Annotated in this window: 14 protein-coding genes; 5 read left to right on the forward strand and 9 right to left on the reverse strand. The window is 66.2% G+C overall.

The features are described from left to right. Window positions 1–285: 285 nt before the first annotated feature. Window positions 286–690, forward strand: a complete 405-nt coding sequence (locus ASD75_RS12950) for a hypothetical protein (protein ID WP_056746228.1) — start codon at window positions 286–288, stop codon at window positions 688–690. A 46-nt stretch (window positions 691–736) separates the two neighbouring features. Further along, window positions 737–1822: a DUF72 domain-containing protein gene (locus ASD75_RS12955; protein ID WP_056746231.1), complete on the forward strand. Its 1086-nt coding sequence runs from the start codon at window positions 737–739 to the stop codon at window positions 1820–1822. A gap of 18 nt (window positions 1823–1840) precedes the next feature. Here ASD75_RS12955 and ASD75_RS12960 read toward each other — a convergent pair whose 3' ends face one another. After that, window positions 1841–2866, reverse strand: coding sequence for a diguanylate cyclase (locus tag ASD75_RS12960; protein WP_056746233.1), 1026 nt, complete (start codon window positions 2864–2866; stop codon window positions 1841–1843). A 317-nt stretch (window positions 2867–3183) separates the two neighbouring features. On the opposite strand from ASD75_RS12960, the gene ASD75_RS12965 reads away from it, so the two are divergent. Together ASD75_RS12965 and ASD75_RS12970 are read left to right on the forward strand one after the other, a co-directional pair. Next, window positions 3184–4086 (forward strand): GGDEF domain-containing protein, encoded by a 903-nt coding sequence (locus ASD75_RS12965; protein ID WP_235511619.1) that lies wholly within the window; start codon window positions 3184–3186, stop codon window positions 4084–4086. Window positions 4087–4255: 169 nt separating this feature from the next. Then, complete coding sequence (locus tag ASD75_RS12970) at window positions 4256–4927, forward strand: BON domain-containing protein (protein ID WP_056746237.1); 672 nt, start codon at window positions 4256–4258, stop codon at window positions 4925–4927. A gap of 49 nt (window positions 4928–4976) precedes the next feature. On the opposite strand, the gene ASD75_RS12975 is transcribed toward ASD75_RS12970, so the two are convergent. From ASD75_RS12975 to ASD75_RS13000, 6 genes are all read right to left on the reverse strand, one after another. Beyond that, window positions 4977–5681, reverse strand: coding sequence for a Crp/Fnr family transcriptional regulator (locus ASD75_RS12975; protein ID WP_056746240.1), 705 nt, complete (start codon window positions 5679–5681; stop codon window positions 4977–4979). Window positions 5682–5893: 212 nt separating this feature from the next. Continuing rightward, the gene (locus ASD75_RS12980; RefSeq protein WP_056746691.1) at window positions 5894–6568 is read right to left on the reverse strand and encodes a Crp/Fnr family transcriptional regulator; all 675 of its coding nucleotides are present in this window, start codon (window positions 6566–6568) and stop codon (window positions 5894–5896) included. Between the two features lie 226 nt (window positions 6569–6794). Further along, the gene (locus tag ASD75_RS12985; protein WP_056746693.1) at window positions 6795–15410 is read right to left on the reverse strand and encodes a GH36-type glycosyl hydrolase domain-containing protein; all 8616 of its coding nucleotides are present in this window, start codon (window positions 15408–15410) and stop codon (window positions 6795–6797) included. A 59-nt stretch (window positions 15411–15469) separates the two neighbouring features. Continuing rightward, window positions 15470–15712: a hypothetical protein gene (locus ASD75_RS12990; RefSeq protein WP_056746242.1), complete on the reverse strand. Its 243-nt coding sequence runs from the start codon at window positions 15710–15712 to the stop codon at window positions 15470–15472. 384 nt (window positions 15713–16096) lie between these two features. Next, window positions 16097–16546, reverse strand: coding sequence for a type II 3-dehydroquinate dehydratase (locus ASD75_RS12995; protein WP_056746244.1), 450 nt, complete (start codon window positions 16544–16546; stop codon window positions 16097–16099). 19 nt (window positions 16547–16565) lie between these two features. Continuing rightward, the gene (locus ASD75_RS13000) at window positions 16566–17519 is read right to left on the reverse strand and encodes a TRAP transporter substrate-binding protein (protein WP_056746695.1); all 954 of its coding nucleotides are present in this window, start codon (window positions 17517–17519) and stop codon (window positions 16566–16568) included. A 243-nt stretch (window positions 17520–17762) separates the two neighbouring features. Here ASD75_RS13000 and ASD75_RS13005 point away from each other — a divergent pair, with 243 nt between their 5' ends. After that, on the forward strand, window positions 17763–18545 hold the full coding sequence (locus ASD75_RS13005) for an IclR family transcriptional regulator (protein WP_056746246.1): 783 nt from the start codon (window positions 17763–17765) through the stop codon (window positions 18543–18545). 6 nt (window positions 18546–18551) lie between these two features. Here the strand turns inward: ASD75_RS13005 and ASD75_RS13010 are convergent, their stop codons facing one another. Then, entirely contained in the window at window positions 18552–19142 is a 591-nt protein-coding gene (locus ASD75_RS13010; protein WP_056746248.1) for a methylated-DNA--[protein]-cysteine S-methyltransferase, read from the reverse strand. A 50-nt stretch (window positions 19143–19192) separates the two neighbouring features. Further along, window positions 19193–20098, reverse strand: a complete 906-nt coding sequence (locus ASD75_RS13015; protein WP_056746250.1) for an SDR family oxidoreductase — start codon at window positions 20096–20098, stop codon at window positions 19193–19195. Window positions 20099–20204: the final 106 nt, after the last annotated feature.

The following is a 20204-nucleotide window of genomic DNA, read 5'->3' on the forward strand; positions in this document are numbered from 1 at the left end:
TGCGCACCGGCCAGATCCCTTCGGGCGAATTCAGCGCCATGTAATTTGGCAGACCAACTGCTTGGGTTGGATTGAAGCAGTTGCGGGACTTCCCATGGTGGTGGCACTTCGCGCGGTGCGGGTGCTGCAGCCATGGGGAGTGTTAACTGAACCGCAGGGGCGGGCAGGCAAAAAGGGCTCCCTTTGGGAGCCCTTTTTGTTGTTGGGCCGCATGGACTTGCGGGTGGCCACACGCTCGACACGGTCAGCCCTTCATAGAATGAAGGACTGTTCGCACGCCGCTTCATGTCCCTCCCACCTTTCCCCATCCGTACCGAATGCCCCCCTGGCACCTGCGTGTGCGACCGGGAGGCGTTGATGCAAGCACCGGGGGGGGATCTGCGCATCCTGATGCTCACGCGCAGCGAAGAAAAGAAGATGCTGGAGCGCCTGGAGAACCTGGGCAGTCTTGCCGACCTGCGCAGGATGCAGGAGCGCATGGAGCAGCAACTGGGCATTCGCCTGTCCATCACCCAAAGCCCGAACGAGGTGCGCAGCCTGCGGGGCATTGCGATCCTGGTGCACGAACAGCCGGGCCTGTGCCGCAAGACACGGCAGGCCATCCCGGCTGCCATCAAGAAAAGCATGGACACCCACCCCCAGATCACGTTTGACCTGCTGGACGAGAGCGGGCTGTTTGGCAGCTCGTAGCGCAACCTACCCCGCCGTACCGCACCAAACCGCCCCACCGCAGCGCATGCAAGACGATCTTTTTGGCGACACGCTGCCCAAGCCCCCGTCGGCAGACGTGCCGGCCAACGGGCCATCGGCACCATCACCCAAGCAAGGCGCTGAGTCCACGGCACGGCGTACCCGGTCTGGCACGGTGGCCCCGATTGTTCCGGACGATGCTCTGGAAGCCTTGGCTGCTGCCCTGCCCCCACAGCTTCGCCTGGGGACATCCAGCTGGACCTACCCCGGCTGGAAAGGCCTGGTGTGGGAGGGCGAGCATTCCGACACGCAGCTGTCCAAACAGGGGCTGGCCGTGTACGCCCAGCACCCGCTGATGCGCACGGTAAGCATCGACCGCAGCTTCTACCGGCCGCTCACGGTGAGCCAATACGAGCGCTATGCGTCGCAAGTGCCCGACGACTTCCGGTTTGTGGTCAAGGCGCCCAGCGTGGTGACGGATGCACTGGTGCGCAGCGAAGACGGACGCGGCCGCCAGCCCAACCCGGCGTTCCTCAGCCCCGAGCTGGCCCGCAGCGAATGTGTGGAGCCGGCGCTCCAGGGCCTGGGCCACAAGCTAGGCGCGCTGGTATTCCAGCTCAGCCCCCTGCCGCTGGCGCAGCTCGATCGCATGCCCGCCTTGCTGGATCGCCTGCGTACCATGCTGCTGGCCCTGCCCCCGCTGGCACCACTGGCGCCCGATGGGGTGATTGCCCTGGAGGTGCGCGACCCCGAGTGGCTGACGCCCGACTTTGCGGCCGTGCTGCGTGAAGCGGGCGCCACCTATTGCCTGGGGCTGCATGCCAAGATGCCGCCGCTCCACGACCAACTGCCCATGCTGCGTGCTCTGTGGCCGGGCCCGCTGGTGTGCCGCTGGAACCTGAACCCTGTGCACGGCCCCTACGGCTATGAAGAGGCCGAGCGGATGTACGAACCCTACGACCGCCTGCACCACCCGGACCTGGACACCCGGGCGGCACTGGCCGCAGTGATCGCAGGCATCACAGGCCGTGGACAGAACGCCTTCGTGACCATCAGCAACCATGCCGAAGGCTGTGCGCCGCTCACGGTGCGGGGTGTGGCAGAAGAATTCGCTCGGCTGGCGGCCAGGTAAAACCCGACCCACCCCGTTTTATTGCTCCGGCGCCTGCTCGATGCGGTTGCGGCCGCCTTGCTTGGCACGGTACATCGCGCGGTCCGCGCGGCGTACCAGCTCTTCGGCCAACTGCTCGCGCTGTGGCGCCATGGTGGCCACGCCGAAGCTCACCGTCACGATGCCCCACGGCGCACCCTCGTGCGGCAAGGCCAGCGCCTGGATGGCTTGCTGGATGTGCTGGGCCATCTCCAGGGCGACCCGGGCATCGGCGCCGGGCAGCAGCACCACAAACTCCTCGCCGCCAAAGCGCGCTACCAGGTCGCCATCGCGCCGTCCCCCGGTCTGTGCCAGCGTCAGGGCCAGGGATTTCAGGCAGGCATCGCCCGCCAGATGGCCGTAGTGGTCATTGAAGTGCTTGAACACATCCACGTCCAGCATGATCAGCGACAGTGGTCCGTGGGCCCGTTGTGCGCGAGCCCATTCATGGGCCAAGGTCTGGTCAAAATGGCGGCGGTTGGCGATACCGGTCAGGCCGTCGGTGTTGCTGAGCAGCTGCAGCTGGTTGTTGGCCAGGGCCAGTGCCTGGGTGCGCTCATCCACCAACGTCTGCAGCTCCTGGTTGCGCTGCTGTAGGCGGCTGACGGGGTACACCTCGCCGTCTCGGGCCAGTCCATACGGGATGGAGATGCTGCTGTGCGCAATCTTCCAGTCATCGCCCTCCTGCCGGAAGACGAGCACCAAGCGGGCGGTCTCGCTGGCAAACAGCGGGTCGGGGTTGGGCAGGTGGATGTGGAAAAACGCGGTCACGGCCAGCACATCGGCGCCCAGTTCCTGCGGGAACAGGTCCAGCACCTCGATGCCGATGCGCCCGGGCACCTGCGCAAAGTCGGTCTGCGTGATGTCCACCCATTCGCTGCGGGTTTTGATGAGCTTGTCGCTGCTGCCCGCAAAGCCGCTGAAGTTCTCGCTGAAGCGATCCACCAGCCGGGCATCGCGTCCGGCATACATCTCGATGTACTCGTCGAACAGCATGCGGATGAGCCGTTGGCGTTCTGGTGACATGGGACGGTTCCTTGGCGGGGACGGAAGGTGCTGGGCAACGGCCTGAAGCGCTTTGCAAAGGCGCTGCGCCCGCGGCAGCTAACGCTTCGAACAAATGTAACACCTGCAACATTGACCTTGCCAGCGCTGCCTACCACGTTTATGTGCGCTGCCAGACGGTACACGCCCCTTGCAGCAAGCAGACTCTGGCACTGGCAAATCACTGTTCAGATGCCTTGGCTGGCCCGCCAACCGCTTGACCTGGTGAGGCAGGCACACCGGAGCGGCGTCGGTGTTGTGGCTCATACCGTCTTCGTGCCGCGAGGCGGAAACACCTGATGAATCGTATGGACAGCAACCAAAGACCATGGGAGTGGGGCAAGGCCCTGGCGGCCACTTGGCCCACAGCAGAACAAGTCCAGCGCTGGAAGCTGTGGCTGCGTTCGCTGCAAGTGAAGTGGGCACAGGGCTCCAGCACCCAGCACGGCCGGCTGTGGATGGCGCCCCCATCGCATGCCAATCAAAACCTGGGCGAGCCCAGTGTGAGCACCTGTGTGGCAGCCATGCAGCAGATGCTGCAGGTAATGGCGCGTGAAGCCGCAGAACGCCACGCCCTGGAGCGCACCATGGAAGGCACTCAGGCGGCACTGACCCAGGCGCTGGCCGATTTGGACCGCGTGCGCAACGGTGAGCGCCTGGCGCGACACCAGGCGCTGCACGACGAGTTGACCAACCTGCCCAACCGGCGCCATCTGCTACAGCGCCTGGAAGACTTGCTGGACCAAAGGCACTCCCTGCAACCCGGACCGACGGTGTTGTTCATCGACCTCGACAACTTCAAGACCGTGAACGACACCCACGGTCACGGCGTGGGCGACGAGGTATTGCGCATCACAGCCGCGCGACTGAACGCCGCTGTGCGCCATGGCGACCTGGTGGTGCGCCTGGGCGGCGATGAGTTTGCCTGCCTGCTCCGAGGTGTGGCGGACGAAGCGCCGCTACACCAGTTGTGCGCCAAACTGCTGCAGGCGGTGTGTTGCCCCATGAAGATTGGCCACCTGCAACTGCTGGTGCGCCCCAGCATCGGGGTGGCCATCTGCCCCCAGCATGGCACGCAGGCAGACGCCCTGCTGGCCTGTGCCGACGCAGCCATGTATGCCGCCAAGCGCGAACGATGCGGGTATGCGTTTGGAAAAACGGAAGGTACCGACATCACAGACCGCCCGGACCAGCACCCTTGAGCTGGAGGCCCTGGCTTGCGGCAGCCATCAGCCTGGCTTCGCAGCCCGCAACGGCTGCTCACACCTGGGTGGGTACGGTTACGAACAGACAAACGCACCACGGGGGCACACAGTGAAGACACGGCCAACCCCGCTTGGGCGACCGGGCTTTTCCAGGGAATCTTTCACCATGCGCCACCCGACACTTCAGCGTCACCAACAGCCGCTGCCCACCGCCCTTTCTGCGCTGATGATGGTGCTTGCACTGCTGCCGCTGCAGGGCTGCAAGCGCAGCGATATGGTGACCGAGTGGCCACCCGCCAGCCCGTCGCCGGTGGCCTACCTGGAAGACGGCGTGATCACTTCGCGGGTGCGGGCCGCACTCATCCTGTCACCCGTAGTCAATAGCTACAACATCCGTGTGGAATCGCACCAGGGCGTGGTGCTGCTCAGCGGCATGGCCGCAGACCCCACGCAGATCGACCTGGCTGTGTTTGTGGCGCAAACCGTGTCCGGTGTGAAATCGGTGGACAGTTTCATGTTCTCCAATGGCACCGCGCCGGCTCTGGCAGTACGCCAAGGCCACACGCCGGACCTGCAGGCGCTGCGCGCCAAGCGGTTGCTGGCTCCCGTACCCAGCCAGCTCTACCAGGAACGCCACGCCCCAACGGGTGCCGACGAGCACTCCGCCCCCGCCAGTGCAGTGCATGCCGATTCCCCCCTGCCCCCACCCATTCCGGCGCCTGAATCTCCCAATGTCATGCAACCACAGGGCATGCCCCGCGCCAACCGCTGGGTGACGATTGCCCACAGCGTGCTGGGCATTCGCAGCATTCAAGACGATCTGCAGATCAAACCGTGAATGAGAAGTCAACCCGGTACCCGCAGTCCTTAGCCAGAACTCCGGCGAGCTACGGGCTGCTGTATTTCATCAACCGACGATAGATGGCCTTGTCCGCTGCGTAGCAACTGCAGGCCTCGGCCTCCAACGCTTTACGGTTGAGCACGGTGAGTTCACCCCGCTGGTAGGTGATCAGGCCCGCATCCTGAAAGTGCCCCGCCGCCTCCGTCACTCCCACGCGGCGCACGCCCAGCATCAGTGCCATGAATTCTTGCGTGAGGTGAAACGAGTCCGACAACGATCGGTCCTGGCTCATCAGCAGCCAGCGCGCCAGGCGGGGGGCAATGAGGTGATAGCGCTGGCACGCTGCAGCCAGCGTCTGCTGGTGCAGTCGCGCCAGCAGGCAGGCCTGAATCAAGGCCTCCAATTCGGGAATCGCGTCGATCTGCGCACGCAACTGTTTGGCGCCAATGCGCCAGCTAGACCCGGCGCCCTGCACCAGGGCCCGCCACGGCGTGGCTGCGAGCCCCAGGATCAGCTCCGAGCCCAGCATGGCCTCTGACCCCACCATCCCCACTTCCAGCGGGGGGTGGCTGTCCACATCAATGACCAGCGACAAAAAACCTTCGGTCGGGAAATGGGCATGCGCCAGTGGTCGGCCGCGGGTGCTCAGTTCGGCTGAAAGTACCAGCTCGAAGGGCTCGCAGTGCTGCAGCAAACGCTCGCGCGCCGCAGTCGGCAGTTGCTGAAGAAGGGTGTTGTCTTTGCTTTGCATTGCGGGGCCTTGGGCTGTTGTCCGCACTGCACGGGAGTGCAGCGCCAGGACCCCTGCGCAATGCCTTGCCTTGCGCAAGGTGGAGCCCAGTGTGGGTGGCTTTGCGCGGTGCGACTGTCTGCCAGCGCACACAGGGTGCAGGCCCTGTGCGACGTCTTCATCCCGCAGGATCAGAGGGGGACCGATTCACACTGTCTGCCAGGTCGGCGCCCCTAGCTCGCTACGACCAATGGCAGCAGTCGGTCGTATTCCTTTTTGACCACCTCATAGCACTCGCAGGTGCGGCGCTCCAGCCCCGGGCGGTCCAGCACGTTGATGTGCCCGCGCGCATAGCTGATGAGGCCCGACCGCTGCAGCTTGAGTGCGGCCTCGGTCACCCCTTCGCGCCGCACGCCCAGCATGTTGGCGATCAACTCTTGCGTCATGATCAACTGGGTGCTGGGCAAGCGGTCCAGACTCAGCAGCAGCCAGCGACACAGCTGCTGGTCCAGCGAGTGGTGGCGGTTGCACACGGCGGTTTGTGCCATCTGGGTGATGAGTGCCTGCGTGTAGCGCAGCAACAGGTGCATGACCGGTCCTGCATGTTCAAACTCGGATTTGATGACGTCCGCACGCAGCCGAAATCCCGCCCCAGCACTTTGCACCACTGCCCGGCTGGGCGTGGTTCCACCGCCCATGAAGATCGATATGCCCACCAAGCCCTCGTAGCCCACCACCGCGATCTCCGCCGACGCGCCATCCTCCAGCACATACAGCAGCGACACGATGGCACTGGTGGGGAAATACACGTGCGGCATGGCCGCACCCGATTCGTACAGCACCTGTCCCAAAGCCAGTTCCACAGGTTCCAGCAATGGAAGCCAGCGCTGCAGGTCTGGCTCGGGCAAGGCTGCCAGCAACTGGTTTTGAAGGGGGATATTGGAGCGTTTGATGGTGGAACCTTGGTGTATCGCGGTGCTGTGCCCCTGCGGCCTTGCCTGCCGCCTGGGCATGCCGCAAGTTTGTGGCAGCGCGCCGAACAAGGTCTGTACGGTATCGCACATACACACAATTACCAAATGCCGGATGTCAAGGTGCACCAAGGCCCCACAAAAGATGCACTCTGCGCATGCCCTACCCAGGCAACGGAATCACAAAACACTGGCCATCGGGCCCGTCACCCCAGCGTAGCCGCTCGCCCACCTGCAACCATCGGGCGTCCGGTGGGACGTTCGACGGCAAGACCGCTGAGGCTCCTGCGGCAACGCGCACCAGCACAAACCGCAGCGTGCGTCCTGAACGCACCAGCGTCAGCTCTGAACCCGGCCAGTGTGGCGGCAGACAAGGCGTGAAGAACAGCTCTTGCGCCCGCATCTGCAGCCCCACGATGGACTCCACCGCTGCTCGGTGCAGCCAGCCTGCTGCTCCGGTGTACCAACTCCAGCCGCCGCGCCCCACATAGGGCGGCTGGCTGTAGATGTCGGCCGCCATCACATAGGGCTCGACGGCATACACCGGCCCCCAGACGGGGTGCTGGGCGCGGTGCGCCGGACTCAGGTAGGTGAAGTAACGGTAAGGCACATCGAACGCACCGGGGTGCTCAGGCTTCTGCAGCGCCAGTTCTGCAGCGGCCATCAGCGCCCATACGCCGCCATGGGCATACTGCCCGCCGTTCTCGCGCACGCCGGGCGGGTAGGCCTGGATGTAACCCGCGCTAGGTGATGCATGGCGCAATGGGGGCATGAGGAGCTGGATCAAGCCTGCTGCGGGGTTGATCAGATGCGCCTCGACCGCGTCCATGGCCTGGCGCTGCCGCGCAAGCTTTGCTGCGCCCGAGAGCACTGCCCAGGCCTGCGCGATCAGGTCAATGCGACCCTCGTCCCGCGTGTGGCTGCCCAGGGCCGTGCCATCGTCAAAAAAGGCGCGCTGGTACCAGTCACCGTCCCACGCCTGGTTTTCCAGTGCCACGCGCCAGCCGGTCAGGGCAGCGTCCCAGCGCTGCACGCGCTCCCAATCGCCATGATCGCGGGCGATCGGAATCCAGTCGGTGACGATGGCGCACAGGAACCACGCCAGCCACACCGATTCACCGCGCCCACCGTCGCCCACGCGGTTCATGCCGTCGTTCCAGTCGCCCCCGCCCATCAGCGGCAGGCCATGTGCGCCGGTGCGCAGGCTGCGGTCTATGGTGCGGGCGGCATGCTCGTACACACTGGCCGTTGTGGCGCTGGCGCTGGGGGATTCGTAGATGTCTTCCGCCCCGTCGGGGATCGCAGAACCTTCAAGGAACGCCACCTGCTCCTGCAGCAAACCGTGGTCTGCAGTGCGCTCCAGATAATGAGCGCAGGCAAAGGGCAACCACAACAGGTCATCCGAGAAATGGGTGCGCACCCCGGCCCCGCCCGGCGTGTGCCACCAATGCTGCACATCGCCCGCTTCAAACTGGCGCGATGCGCACAGCACGATCTGCGCGCGCAAGGTGCCCGGCTGCGCCCAGGCCAGCGCCATGGAATCCTGCAACTGGTCGCGGTAGCCCGTGGCACCGCCCGCCTGGTAAAAGCCCGCTTTGGCAAACAGGCGTGAAGACACCGTCTGGTACAGCAGCCAGCGGTTGACCAGCACGTCGAACAGTGGATCGGGCGTGGCCACCTGCGTCGCGCCCAGCAGCAGATTCCACTGGTCGAGGGTGGCCTTCTCTCGCGTGCGGGCCGCAACGGCCATTGCCTGGGCACCCAGCGTGCGTGCCGCAGCCTCGGTGGGGGCGTAGCCCATCAGGTACACGCGCTCAAACACCGCCCCTGCCCGCAAGGTCACCAATCGCGACAGGGCTGCACAGGGGTCCAGCCCAAACCCGCTGCGCTGCCCCAGCTGCAGGGGTACCACCAGATCGCCCTGGGCATCGAAGAACTCGCGGCGGTCGCAGGTCCAGTCCAGGCTGTCGTTGGCACGGTCGTCCGTGCCCGGCCCAGCCGAGGCTTCGCAGAAAAAGGCCGTGCCCCCGCCCAAGCCCGCAGCCGCCTCGGTCTGCGTGCACAACAGGCCCAGCAAGCGGCCGTCGGGCAGCGGTGCAAAACACGGTGCGGTGGCCAGCGTGGCGCGGTCGCTGCGCTTTTCACCCATCATCCACTCCACCATGCCCACCAGGCGCAAGTGCTCGCGCCGGTTGCCCAGATTGCGCACCTGCACAAACACCTGTTTGATGGCCGTGATGGGATCCACGCACCAGCGCACCTCCACCTCCAGCGCGCCTCTGCGGTGGCGGATGGTGGTGCTGCCCTGGGCGTGCTCCACGCCGTACACCACATCGGCAGCGCCCCAGGCCGAAGGCATCAGGCTCCACACCTCGCGCGTACGGCGGTCCTGCAACAACAGCCATTCGGCGGGCGGGTCAGCCACCGGGTCATTCGACCATGCGGTGAGCTGGTTCAAGCGGCTGTTGAGCGCCCAGGTGTTGCCCGCGCCAGTTTCCGACACCATGGTCCCCAGCTGCGCGTTGGCCAGCACATTGACCCAGGGTTTGGCAGGCCGCAGCGTTGCCGACACCTCAAACCCAAAGGTACCGGTCGCAGGTGCAAAACCGCCCACCGGCGCGAGCACCGGGGCGCTGCCCTGGTGCGTGGGCACTTCGTCCGTGGCACCGCCACGCCAAGGGCTGGCCATGGACACGCCATGTGCCGCCACCCAGGCCTTTACCTGGTGCATGAGGGCATGGCCATCGGCATGGAGGGTGATGCGGGCCAGGCTCGCCAAGGTGCCCAGCTGTGCAGCCGACAGCTCATCGAGCCGCAGCACCCGCAGGCTGGTCACCGCCGGGCCGGTGTGTGTGGCGAGGTCGGCATCGTGGTGTACGCGCAGCAGCGTCAGCTCGCGCTGCAAGGGCATGTGGTACGAGTGCGATTCACTGCTGAGCACCACCAGGTCGCAGGCCACGCCGCCATGCGCCCATTCGCGCAGCGCCTGGGCCAGCGTGCGCAGCAGGCCCATGCCCTGGGGCGATCCGGCCATCACCAGCACAATGGGCCGGTCACCCGACAGGCCCAGTTGCCACAGCGTGCGCCGGTCACACACGGGGCGGGCGGCCTGGGCCTCGGTCAGCACACCCAGGTGGGTGCTGTGGACCTTGGGCAGCGTGAACACCAGCGCCGTGGTCAGTGCCTGCAGCGCGGGTAGGTAGTCGCGGTGCGGGCGGTGCGATGCCCACTGGATGCTGGCGAGCGTGGCCGACATGGCCGATGCCCGCTCCAGATAGCTGGGCTGGCGGTACTTGTCGATGATGGCCAGCAGCGTGGCCGGGTCTGGCGATGCCGCCGTGGCAAACGTGACACAGGCCTGCGCGCCGGGCGCAATGCGCAGCATCACGCCCATGGCGGCTACCGGGTCCAAGCCCGTGTCCAGCGTGGCGGGCACCTCCGGCACACAGTCCAGCATCGCCAACGGCTGGCCTGGCGTGTGGTTGCGCCCCAGCCAGAGCTGCCGGTCGGTCTGGCAACGCAGGCCCAGCACATGACCTTGGGTATCGGCCACAAAGTGTGCAGCCTGAAGCGTGGCCTCGGTCTCCAGGCGGGGGGTGCGCACAAACCGCAGGGCCTGCTGTGCAGGCAGCCAATCGGCGGCAATAAAAAGGTTGGAGAACGCCGGGTGCGCCTCGTCGGCCGCGTGGGTGGCCAGGGTGATGTCCAAGGCCGAGATCAGCTCCAGCTCGATCACCGTGTCGCCCTGGTTGCTCACCACCACCTTGCGCAGTTCGATGTCGTCTTCCGGGCTCACCCACACCGTGGCGTGCACGCGCAACCCCGGCCACAGTGCATAAAAACACACGCGGTCGGTGTGGAAGATGCTGCCGTACACCGCTCGCGCATCGGGAGCGGGGTGGCTGGTGACGGACAGGGGCACGCTGGAGCCCATCTGCCGCACATACAGAAAGCTGCCATGTGCATCCCGCAGCGCATCGTCGCGCCAGCGGGTGACACCCGTCTGGTGCCAGCGGCTCCACCCTGCCCCGTTGGCGCGCAGTGTGACGCTGTAGCGCCCGTTGCCCAGTAAGTGTGTGGGCTCCAGCGCGTGGGCGCCCGGGGTGACAGGGCGCACATGGTCGGGCGTTTTTTGCTGGCGCGCATGCAGCGGCAGTCGCGGCGGTGTGGCCTGCAAGGTGGGCAGCTCGCGCGGGGCGCGCTCCTGCAGCAACGGCAGCACGGCCTCGATGCGGGCATGCGCCGTGCCCCAGCGCTGGGCCACGCCGCTGAGCAGCACATTGGCCAGCGCCACGATGGTCATGCCCTGGTGGTGGGCCATGTAGGTGCTGACCAGGGTAAACCGCTCGCCGTGGGTCTGCCGTTCGGGCGTGAAGTCCAATGCCTCGTAGAAGCCGTAGCGCCCACGGGCCGACAGCGCTTCCAGGGTGCGGAAGTTGGCGCAGGCTGCGCGGGCATCCACCTGCGTGGCCAGCGCAGTGGCATAGGGCGCAATCACCATCTCGCCCACCGGCGTGCGGCGCAAGGCCAGGCGCGGCACACCCTGCGGCGCGTACTGGTACGCCAGGGTGTGGTCGCGCCCAGCGTAAGCGCATTCAGAAATGCCCCAGGGCATATCTTTGCCCAGCCCCTGCACCAGCGCCACCTGCTCGCGCAGGGCCGTCCGTCCGGCCTCGCCCAGTGCGCTGTGATACGGCTCAGCCATGACCAGCGTGGGCATCAGGTACTCGAACATCGAGCCCGACCACGAGCGCAGCACCGCATGGTGGCCGCTCGCGAAAAACGGCCGCCCCAGGGCCGCCCAGTGTTTCACCGGCAGGTCGCCCTTGGCCACAGCCAGGAGGCTGGTAGTGCGCGACTCGGACGCGAGCAGGTCATAAAACGAGGTGTCCAACTGCTGCTCGTCCACCCGGTAGCCAATGTGCAGCAGGTGCCGCCGGGGGTGGTACAGAAACCGGAAGTCGGCCTGCCAGGCCAGGGCGTCCAGCCCCTCGGCCAGGGCCATGAGGCGGCGCGTGGTCTCGGGTGCGCCGCCGTGGTGTGCTGCTTGCTGGTCACGGTCCACCGACTGCAGTGTGGCCAGGTGGTCGGCCAGCAGCCACAGCAGTTCGTCCTGTTCCGTCGGCGGGCTGTGCACGATGGCTGGGTGGCGTGGCTGGGCCATGCTGCGCAGTTCGTCCTGCGCCTGCGCCAGCAGCGCGCGAAACGCCGTGGCCTCTGGCAGATGCGCTGCGTCTGGCGGGCGCATGCCAAGCAGGCGGCTCAGCGCAGAGGGGTGGTGCAACCCGCGCATGCCGGGGTGGTGGATGCCCAGCCGGGGCTGCAGCCGCGCCAGCGAGGTGCAGATGGCCTGAGCACCCGCCAGCGGTGACAGTGGCTGCGCCGCCAGCGCATGGCAGGCCTGCGCCACGGCCACAAGGTGGGCGCAGAGGTTACCGCTGTCCACCGTGGACACATACCGAGGGTGCAAAGGCTGCAGGGTTTCGGTGTCGTACCAGTTCAGGAAGTGGCCCCGGTGCCGTTCCATCACTTGCAGGGTCGCGAGGGTGGCTTCGAGCCGGTCGAGCAGCTCCAGCGTGCCGATCCAGCCGAACCGGCGCGCACAACTGGCGCTCAGCAGGTACAGCCCGATGTTGGTGGGCGAGGTACGGTGCGCCACCATTTCATACGGAGCGGTCTGCAGGTTGTCGGGCGGCAGGTGATGGTTGGAGGCATCTACACAGCGCTCGAACAATCGCCAGGTGTCTCGCGCCACGCCGTGCAGCAGGTCCTGGTCTTGCGCCGACAAGGTTGCGTTGCCCCGACCAGACGGAACGCAGTTGGCCAGCCACACCAGCAGCGGCGACAGCGCCCACAGCGCGAGCAGCGGCCCCACCAAAGTCCAAGGCGCCAAGTTTCCACCGGCCCACAGTGCCAGGCCACAGCCCACCGCCAGCAAGGGTGCCGCCTTGTGTCTGCGCAGCGTGGCCGCCAGGCCTGTGATCAGGCTGCTCTGCGCGGCCTCGGCCGTGGTCCACTCCAGCAGGTGCCAGCGGCTCACGGCCTGCCGGTGCACGGTGCGCACCACGGCATCGCCCAGCAGCAGCGCTTGCTGCGGCAGCAGGGCCAGGTGCCACACACCACTGGCCAGGGCGCGCAACAGGTCGCCCGATGCTTCGTGCACAAAACGCATGCCGACCAGCCCAAAGCGGCTGGGCACCCAGCCCGCCAGCGCGCCCATCAAGGGCGCAGCCACATAGGCAGCCACCACCAGCGCCAGCGTGCTGGCCAAAGGCAGGCCCAGCCCCGCCAGGGCCAGCACCACCAGTACCAGCGATGCGGGCGCCACGAGCGAGCGGCGCAGGTTGTCCAGCAGCTTCCAGCGGTTGATGGGCGAAAGGCCCCAGCGCTGGGCATGGACCAGAAAGGGCCACAGCTGCCAGTCGCCCCGCGTCCAGCGGTGCAGGCGGGCGGCGGCGGTATCGCTGTGTTCGGGCTCCGCCTCCACCAGCGTCACATCGCTCACCACGGCGCAGCGTGCCAGCGCACCTTCGAGCAGGTCGTGGCTCAGCACCTGGTCGGCTGGCAGGCGCCCGCCCAGCACGGCGTGCACGGTGGCCACATGCAGCAGGCCCTTGCCGGTGAAGCTGCCTTCGGCAAAAAAATCCTGGTACACGTCGGAGGTCATGGCGCTGTACGGGTCCAGCCCCTGCTGGCCCGCAAACAGCCACTGCCACAACGAGGTGGTGGCAAAAGTGGGCAGTGGCGCCAGCACCCGGGGCTGCAGGATGCCGTAGCCCTGCACCACGCGCTGGCCTGTGGCATCCAGCCGGGGCTGGTTCTCGGGGTGCTCAGCCACACCCACCAGGCTGCGCAGGCGGCCCGGGGGCAGCTGCGTATCGCTGTCCAGCGTGAGCACATAGCGGGTCTGCGGTGCGAGGTGCGAGAGTTCGTCCAGGTCCAGGAAGGCGCCCTGCCCCCCGGTGGCGAGTGCGGCCACCAGCTGTTCGAGCTTGCCGCGCTTGCGCTCCCAGCCGATCCACTGCTGCTGCGTAGGGCTGTAGGTGCGCGCGCGGTGCAGCAGCACAAAACGCGGGGCACTGCCTGGAGTGAAGGGGTGCTGCTGGTTCAGGGCCTGCATCTGGCTCTGGGCATGGGCCAGCAGCGGGCCGTCTTCGGGCAGGTCTTGCAGATCGGCATCCACACCGTCGGTCAGCAGCGCAAACTGCGCACAGGGCTCGGGGTTGGCCAGGTAATGCAGGTGCAGGCGGTGCACCAGCCGGTCGATGGTGCCGGTGCTGCTGAGCAGCGCCGGGATCGCCACCAGCACACGTGCCGATACCGGAATGCCCGCTGGCAGCAGGTAGCGGGGCATGTAGGTGGGCCGGACGGATTCGCCAATGAGCCGGTTGACCACGGCTACCACGATCTCGGAGACGGGCAGCAGCAACAAAGCGGCGACCAGCGCCAGGCCCGCAAGATGGGCTGCGCTGGTATCGGGCCCCGCCTGCACACCCCACAGGGGCGCCATCAGCCAGGCCAGCAGACCGAGCGAGCCCAGCAGCAATGCGCCCAGGTACAACGGCACACGCGACAGACCCACCGCAGAACGCCACAGGGACAACACATCGGTGGTATGTCGGCGCACGCCCAGGGCATGCTCCAGCTGGCCGCGCCCGGCGCCTTGCAGCCAATAGCCTGCCAACGCCTGTTCAGCCCCAGTCTCATCCTGAGGCTCACGGTCTGCGCCCGACATCAGCAATAGCAGCGTCCGCGCCACCGCGGCCTCGCCCTGCCCGCTGCGGGCTGACAGGTTTTCAATGCCATGCAAGGTGGTGTTGCGGGTGGACTCGTCCTCGGCCGCAAACACGGGCGACTGCAGCATGGCGCGCAGCACCAGGCTGGTCTGGCTGATGATGTCGGACCAGTCGGCAGCGCCCACCCGCCGCAGTGCGGTAACGGCATTGCCCATGCTCAGCTGGTCGGCGGCCTGGTTAATCTGTTGCTGGGCCTGCAACGCCACCAGGTCGGGCACCGCGGACAACAACCACTGCTGCACGGGCGATGGCGTGCCTGCAGCGGCATGCCCGCCCACCACGCCGCGCCCCATCATCGACTGCGCCAGGTGGGCAAGGAACACCGGGGCCACGCCACGCCGCTCCATGGCGGCGCAGGCAGCATCCAGTGTCAGCCCGTTCAGGTCCTGGCTGCGGGCGGCGCACAGGCTGGCCAGCTCCTGCGCGGCCTTGTGGCTGGCCAGGCGCTCTGCCAGGCGGCGCAGGTTTTCGATGAGCACCACGCGCAGCGTGGTGGGCAACGCCCACAGCTCGCCCTGGCTCAGCTCGCGGGTCTCCTGGTAAGCGTTCAGGTACTGCACGAGCAGCGATTCATCGAACGCACTGTCGGTATGGGCCACAAACGACCAGGCCACACCGTACACACGCGGCAGGCCCACCAGCGGAGCGTCTTTGAGCACGGGCAGCGAGCGGTAGTAACGCGGCGGTAGCCCGGCCCGGATCTCCTTGAGCTGGCTTTCGATCAAATGGAAGTTGTCAAACAGCCATTCAGCGGCGGGGCTGATCGCATGCTCGTCATGCGGTGCGTCAAACAGGTAGCGGTACGCGCCCCGTAGTGCGCGGATGTTGCTCTGCAGACGCGGGTAAAACGTGGTGCGGCCAAAGGGCGCCTTGCCTGCGTCGTGGGAGGAACCGAGGTGCCGGCCATGCTCTTCGAAGCGGGCCACGCCAAACACTTCGGCCCGCAGGGGCTCCAGCACCGAGCCTGCCCGGGCATCGAGCATGCGGTCCATCGCGTAGGGAACCCAGGGCCATGGTGTGCGTAAGCCCATGCGCGCGCGCCCTACCGCACCAGCGATACAGCCCCCACCAGCAAGGTGACCAGCAGTGCAACCGTCACCACATGCTCTGCCACCTGGGCCTGCAGCCATGCAGCGCCACCGAGCAACCGGTCCAGCGGCCCCCGCAATGCGCCGCAATGCACCAGGTGTTCACCCAGATGGGAGAGTTCCAGCAGCGATATGTCTGCCGGCTGCCCCACGGAAGACGTGTCCCACGCAGAGGTAAGGTTGGATGGATGGGACATGGACGGCTCCTGGTACACAAGTGAATGGCGCAACCACATGGCGGGTACGCTCCGATCCTCTTGTACAAGGGGCACATGCTGCGCGTCTGTGCGCTGTCGAACAGACCCCAGCCAGTCTGATTTTTGCCCATGCACCTCACCACCTGATGCCTGGCCTCGCTGGCAAAGCGACTGGCGAGGTGGGTAGCGTTGAAGTCAACTACAACGCTACTATTTGTATAGCGCACAGCGCAATAAATCAAAGCACTAGCGGTCGATTTGATCCAAAAATAACGAATCAAACACTGCTCGGTACCAGCACGGCAGAAGCCAGCGCCGGTCCATCACTGGACTACGACTTTTCAGAGGACACGTTGAACGCCCACCACCGTGCGCCCGCACCGCTCAGGCAACCTGGGCGGCCTCGCGCAGGCTGTCCACCAGCGCCCGCAGCCCGGCCAGGTAGGAGTGGGGACCGAAGCCCTGCACCGTGGCCTTGACGGCGGGCGAGATGATGGAGTGCGCGCGCCAGGCCTCGCGCGCGGCGATATTAGACATGTGCACTTCGATCACCGGGAAAGGCATGGCCTTGATGGCGTCGTGCAGCGGCACGCCGTGCTGTGTCAGCCCCGCAGGATTCACGAGTGCGCCCTGCGCTGCATCGATGTTCGCGTGCAGGAAGTCGATCAGCGCGCCCTCATGGTTGGACTGCACGATGTCGAGCTCCACACCCAGCTCTGTAGCGAGCTTGAGCAAACGATCGTTGATCTGGGCCAGCGTGGTGGTGCCGTAGATATGGGGTTCGCGGCGCCCGAACAGGTTGAGGTTGGGGCCGTGGAGGATGAGAATTTTCATAGGTTTCGGACCAGGTGGCTTACTTGCGGATGCGGGTGAGTTCGTCGTTGTAGAGCTTCACAATCGCCGGGTCATAGGTGGCCGCGAACTTCTCGATCACGGGCTTGGCGATCTGCTGCATGCGCGCCAGCTCGGCGGGCGTGATCTCGTTGTAGGCCATGCCTTTGGCCTGCAGGTCCCCCACCGAACGCTGCGCTGCAGCGCGGCTCACCTGGCGCTGGTAGCCACGCGACTCGTTGGCAGCGTCGTGCATCATCTTCTGCTCAGCGGGGGTGAGCTGGTCCCAGAACTTCTTGCTCACCAGCACGATGTTGGCGGCGTACACGTGGTTGGTAGCGCTCACGTACTTCTGCACCTCGAACATCTTGTTCGACAGGATCACGGCATAGGGGTTCTCCTGGCCGTCCACGGCCTTGGCTTCCAGCGCGCCATACAGCTCGGCAAACGGCATGGGCACGGGGTTGGCCTTGAAGGCCTTGAAGGTCTCCAGGAACACCGGGTTGGGGATCACGCGCAGCTTGAGTCCATCGAAGTCATCGGCCTTGGTGATGGGGCGCCTGCTGTTGGTCACGTTGCGAAAACCGAGGTCCCAGTAGCCCAGGGCCACCAGGCCCTTCTCGGGCAATCGGGCGATCAGCGCCTGGCCCAGGGGGCCGTCGAGCAGCGCATCGGCCTGCGCAAAGTTGGCCACCGAGAAGGGGAAGTCAACCAACCCGAATTCCTTGACGATGCCGGCCAGCGAGGTGGTCGCCGGGGCCGACATCTGCTGCACACCGCCCTGCAACGCCGACTGCTGCTGCATCTCGTTGCCCAGCTGCGAGGCGGGGAACTCCATCACCTTCATCTTGCCGCCGCTCTTGGCCGCCAGCAGTTCGCCAAAACGCTTGACGCCAAAGCTCACGGGATGGTCGGCATTGTTCAGGTGCCCGAAGCGGATCACGCGCTCCTGCTGCGCGGCGGCGGGCAGCGCCATCAAGAAGGACAGGCCAGCGGCCGCCAGAAGGCAAGCAGTTTTTTTCACAGGGACTTCTCCAACAAAAAGAAACCAGCAATGTGCACACCAAGCCCGGAGTGCATCGGGAACTGCATCGTATGAATAAAGTGGAAACCGTTTCCACAGTAGAAACCCTTTAACAATTTTTGATACATTGCGCCCGAAGAACCAGCGCTTGGGTATCCTGGAAAAACCGGTTCACGATCACGAAGAGCCCCCGCCATGAGCAGCATCCTTGAACGCAGTTTCAAAGTCCTGGAGCATCTTGCACCGCACCCGGAAGGCAAGGCCCTGTCGAGCCTGGCCTCCGAACTGGACATGCCACTGAGCGCCACGCACCGCCTGCTGGCCGAGTTGATCCGTTGCGGCTACGTGCGGCAGGACCAGAGCCAGGGCAACTACATGCTCACCATCAAGCTGGTGTCGCTGGGCCTGGGCTATCTGAGCGCCACGGGCGTGGTGGACATTGCCCAGCCCCTGCTGGACCGGCTGGCCGCCGAATCTGGCGAGCTGGTGCGTCTGGCGGTGGTGGACGGTGATGCGCTGACCTTTGTGGCCAAGGCGCAAGGGGCCGTGCGCGGCCTGCGCTACGACCCGGACATGGGCCTGTCGGTCAACCTGTCGTGCAGCTCGGCCGGCCATGCCTGGCTGTCCACGATGAGCGATGAAGAGGCCCTGGCCCTGGTGGCGCGCCAGGGCTTTGGCAAACCCGAGGACTACGGCCCCAACGCCCCCACCACCGTGAAGGCCCTGCTGGCCTACCTGCGCACCGCACGGCAGCAGGGCTTCAGCACCATCGTCGAGGTGTTTGCTCCGGCCATGACGGCCATGGCCGCACCCATCCGGCAAGGCAACGGCCCGGTGATCGGGGTGGTGACCATTGCGGGCCCACTGGTGCGCCTGACGCCCGAGCGCATGCAGGCCCTGGGCCCTGCCCTGCTGAACACCACGCACGAGCTGGCCATGGCCAGCGCGGGGTCGCCCCTGCTCAAAAAGCGCGGCTGAACCCCTTCAGCCCCTGGGTGCAAACAGCGCCAGGGTCTCGTGCGCAAACGCGCCCTCGATGTCCAGCATGCGCATCTTGGTGGTGGCGCCGCCACCGGCCGAAAAACCGCCTGTCTTGCCGTTCGCCGCCAGGATACGGTGGCACGGCACCACAGGCGCAAACGGGTTGTGGCCCAACGCCTGGCCCACGGCACGCGCAGCACCCGGCTCGCCCAATGCGGCAGCCATCTCGCCATAGGTCATGGTTTTGCCGGGTGGAATGCGGCGGGCCAGCTCGTACACGCGGGCGTGAAAGGGAGGCACGGCGTCGAGCGCCAGGGGCACATCACGCAGGTCGTCCTGCGCACCTTCAAGCAGGGCCGCCACGCGTGCTGCCCAGGCTGCCACATCGGGTGGCATCGCACCTTCGGCGAGCTGCGGAAACCGGCGCTGCATGCGGGCACGCGTTGCCACCTCGCCCGCGTCTTCCGGCAACTGCACCCCCACCAGCAGCGCCCCCCGCCATGCAATGCCGCAGTGGTCGATGGCCGTGGGGAACAGCGCATAGCCGCCTGTGGGGCGGTGCGCCGTGTCGTTGGCGTGCAGCTCTGCGGCCATTTGCTACCTTTTGAATAGCATTCAGGGCATGTAAATCAAGCGCCTCTGGCTCAATCAGCCCTCAGCGCTGCCCGCAACTGTGCACCCAGCTCGGGCTTGGCGGCAAACGGGTCGGTGGGGTTGCGGCCCATCATCACGTCTTCCATGCGCGTCTGCACCGAGGCCAGGGCCTTGGGGTGGCTGTAGATGTAGAACTGGCCCTGGGCAGCAGCGTCGAAGACCTTTTGCGCGACCTCGGAAGCAGTCACCTTGCCACTGCCCACGGCCTTGTCGCTCATCGCCTGGCCGATGAGCTGGCTCTTGGTGGGCTTTTCGGCAGGCAGGTCGCCGGGGCGGTTGCGGTGGCTCTGGTTGATGCCGGTGGGCACAAAGAACGGGCACAACACGCTGGCGCCGATCTGGTCAGTGACCAGCGACAAATCCTGGTACAGCGTTTCCGACAGGCTGACCACTGCGTGCTTGCTCACGTTGTAGATGCCCATGTTGGGCGCCGCCAGCAGGCCCGCCATGCTGGCGGTGTTGATGATGTGGCCGCGCCAAGTGGGGTCGGCCTTGGCCGCTGCCAGCATCATGGGGGTGAACAGGCGCACGCCGTGCACCACACCCCACAGGTTCACGCCCAGCACCCACTCCCAGTCCTTGACCGAGTTTTCCCACACCAGGCCGCCCGCGCCCACGCCCGCGTTGTTGAACACCAGGTGCGGTGCGCCAAAGCGCTGCTGCACGTCGGCGGCGAGTTGCTCCATCTGGGCGGCGTTCGACACGTCCACCTTGCGCGCCAGCACCTGGGCGCCTGCGGCCTGCATCTCGGCCGCTGCAGCGTCGAGCGCGTCCTGCTGCACATCGACCAGCACCAGGTTCATGCCCAGGCGGGCGCCAATGCGCGCGCATTCCAGGCCAAAGCCCGAGCCTGCGCCGGTGAGGACGGCGGTTTTGCCGGCAAAGTTGTCGATCATGTTTTGTGTCTCCTAGGGGTTGTCGATGGATGATGGGGTGCAGTCGTGAAACACGGGAGGGCGCTGATGCCGACACACGGCTTCGGCCAACGCCGCCCGAACACGC

The sequence above is a fragment of the Acidovorax sp. Root568 genome, assembly GCF_001427445.1.
Classification (GTDB): domain Bacteria; phylum Pseudomonadota; class Gammaproteobacteria; order Burkholderiales; family Burkholderiaceae_C; genus Acidovorax; species Acidovorax delafieldii.

Bases quoted from the DNA above. Each gene is read 5' to 3' on its own strand.
- ASD75_RS12950 (WP_056746228.1), top strand. From the start codon at position 286: ATGTCCCTCCCACCTTTCCCCATCCGTACCGAATGCCCCCCTGGCACC.
- ASD75_RS12955 (WP_056746231.1), top strand. From the start codon at position 737: ATGCAAGACGATCTTTTTGGCGACACGCTGCCCAAGCCCCCGTCGGCA.
- ASD75_RS12960 (WP_056746233.1), bottom strand. From the start codon at position 2,866: ATGTCACCAGAACGCCAACGGCTCATCCGCATGCTGTTCGACGAGTAC.
- ASD75_RS12965 (WP_235511619.1), top strand. From the start codon at position 3,184: ATGAATCGTATGGACAGCAACCAAAGACCATGGGAGTGGGGCAAGGCC.
- ASD75_RS12970 (WP_056746237.1), top strand. From the start codon at position 4,256: ATGCGCCACCCGACACTTCAGCGTCACCAACAGCCGCTGCCCACCGCC.
- ASD75_RS12975 (WP_056746240.1), bottom strand. From the start codon at position 5,681: ATGCAAAGCAAAGACAACACCCTTCTTCAGCAACTGCCGACTGCGGCG.
- ASD75_RS12985 (WP_056746693.1), bottom strand. From the start codon at position 15,410: ATGCTCGATGCCCGGGCAGGCTCGGTGCTGGAGCCCCTGCGGGCCGAA.
- ASD75_RS12990 (WP_056746242.1), bottom strand. From the start codon at position 15,712: ATGTCCCATCCATCCAACCTTACCTCTGCGTGGGACACGTCTTCCGTG.
- ASD75_RS12995 (WP_056746244.1), bottom strand. From the start codon at position 16,546: ATGAAAATTCTCATCCTCCACGGCCCCAACCTCAACCTGTTCGGGCGC.
- ASD75_RS13000 (WP_056746695.1), bottom strand. From the start codon at position 17,519: ATGGCGCTGCCCGCCGCCGCGCAGCAGGAGCGCGTGATCCGCTTCGGG.
- ASD75_RS13005 (WP_056746246.1), top strand. From the start codon at position 17,763: ATGAGCAGCATCCTTGAACGCAGTTTCAAAGTCCTGGAGCATCTTGCA.
- ASD75_RS13010 (WP_056746248.1), bottom strand. From the start codon at position 19,142: ATGGCCGCAGAGCTGCACGCCAACGACACGGCGCACCGCCCCACAGGC.
- ASD75_RS13015 (WP_056746250.1), bottom strand. From the start codon at position 20,098: ATGATCGACAACTTTGCCGGCAAAACCGCCGTCCTCACCGGCGCAGGC.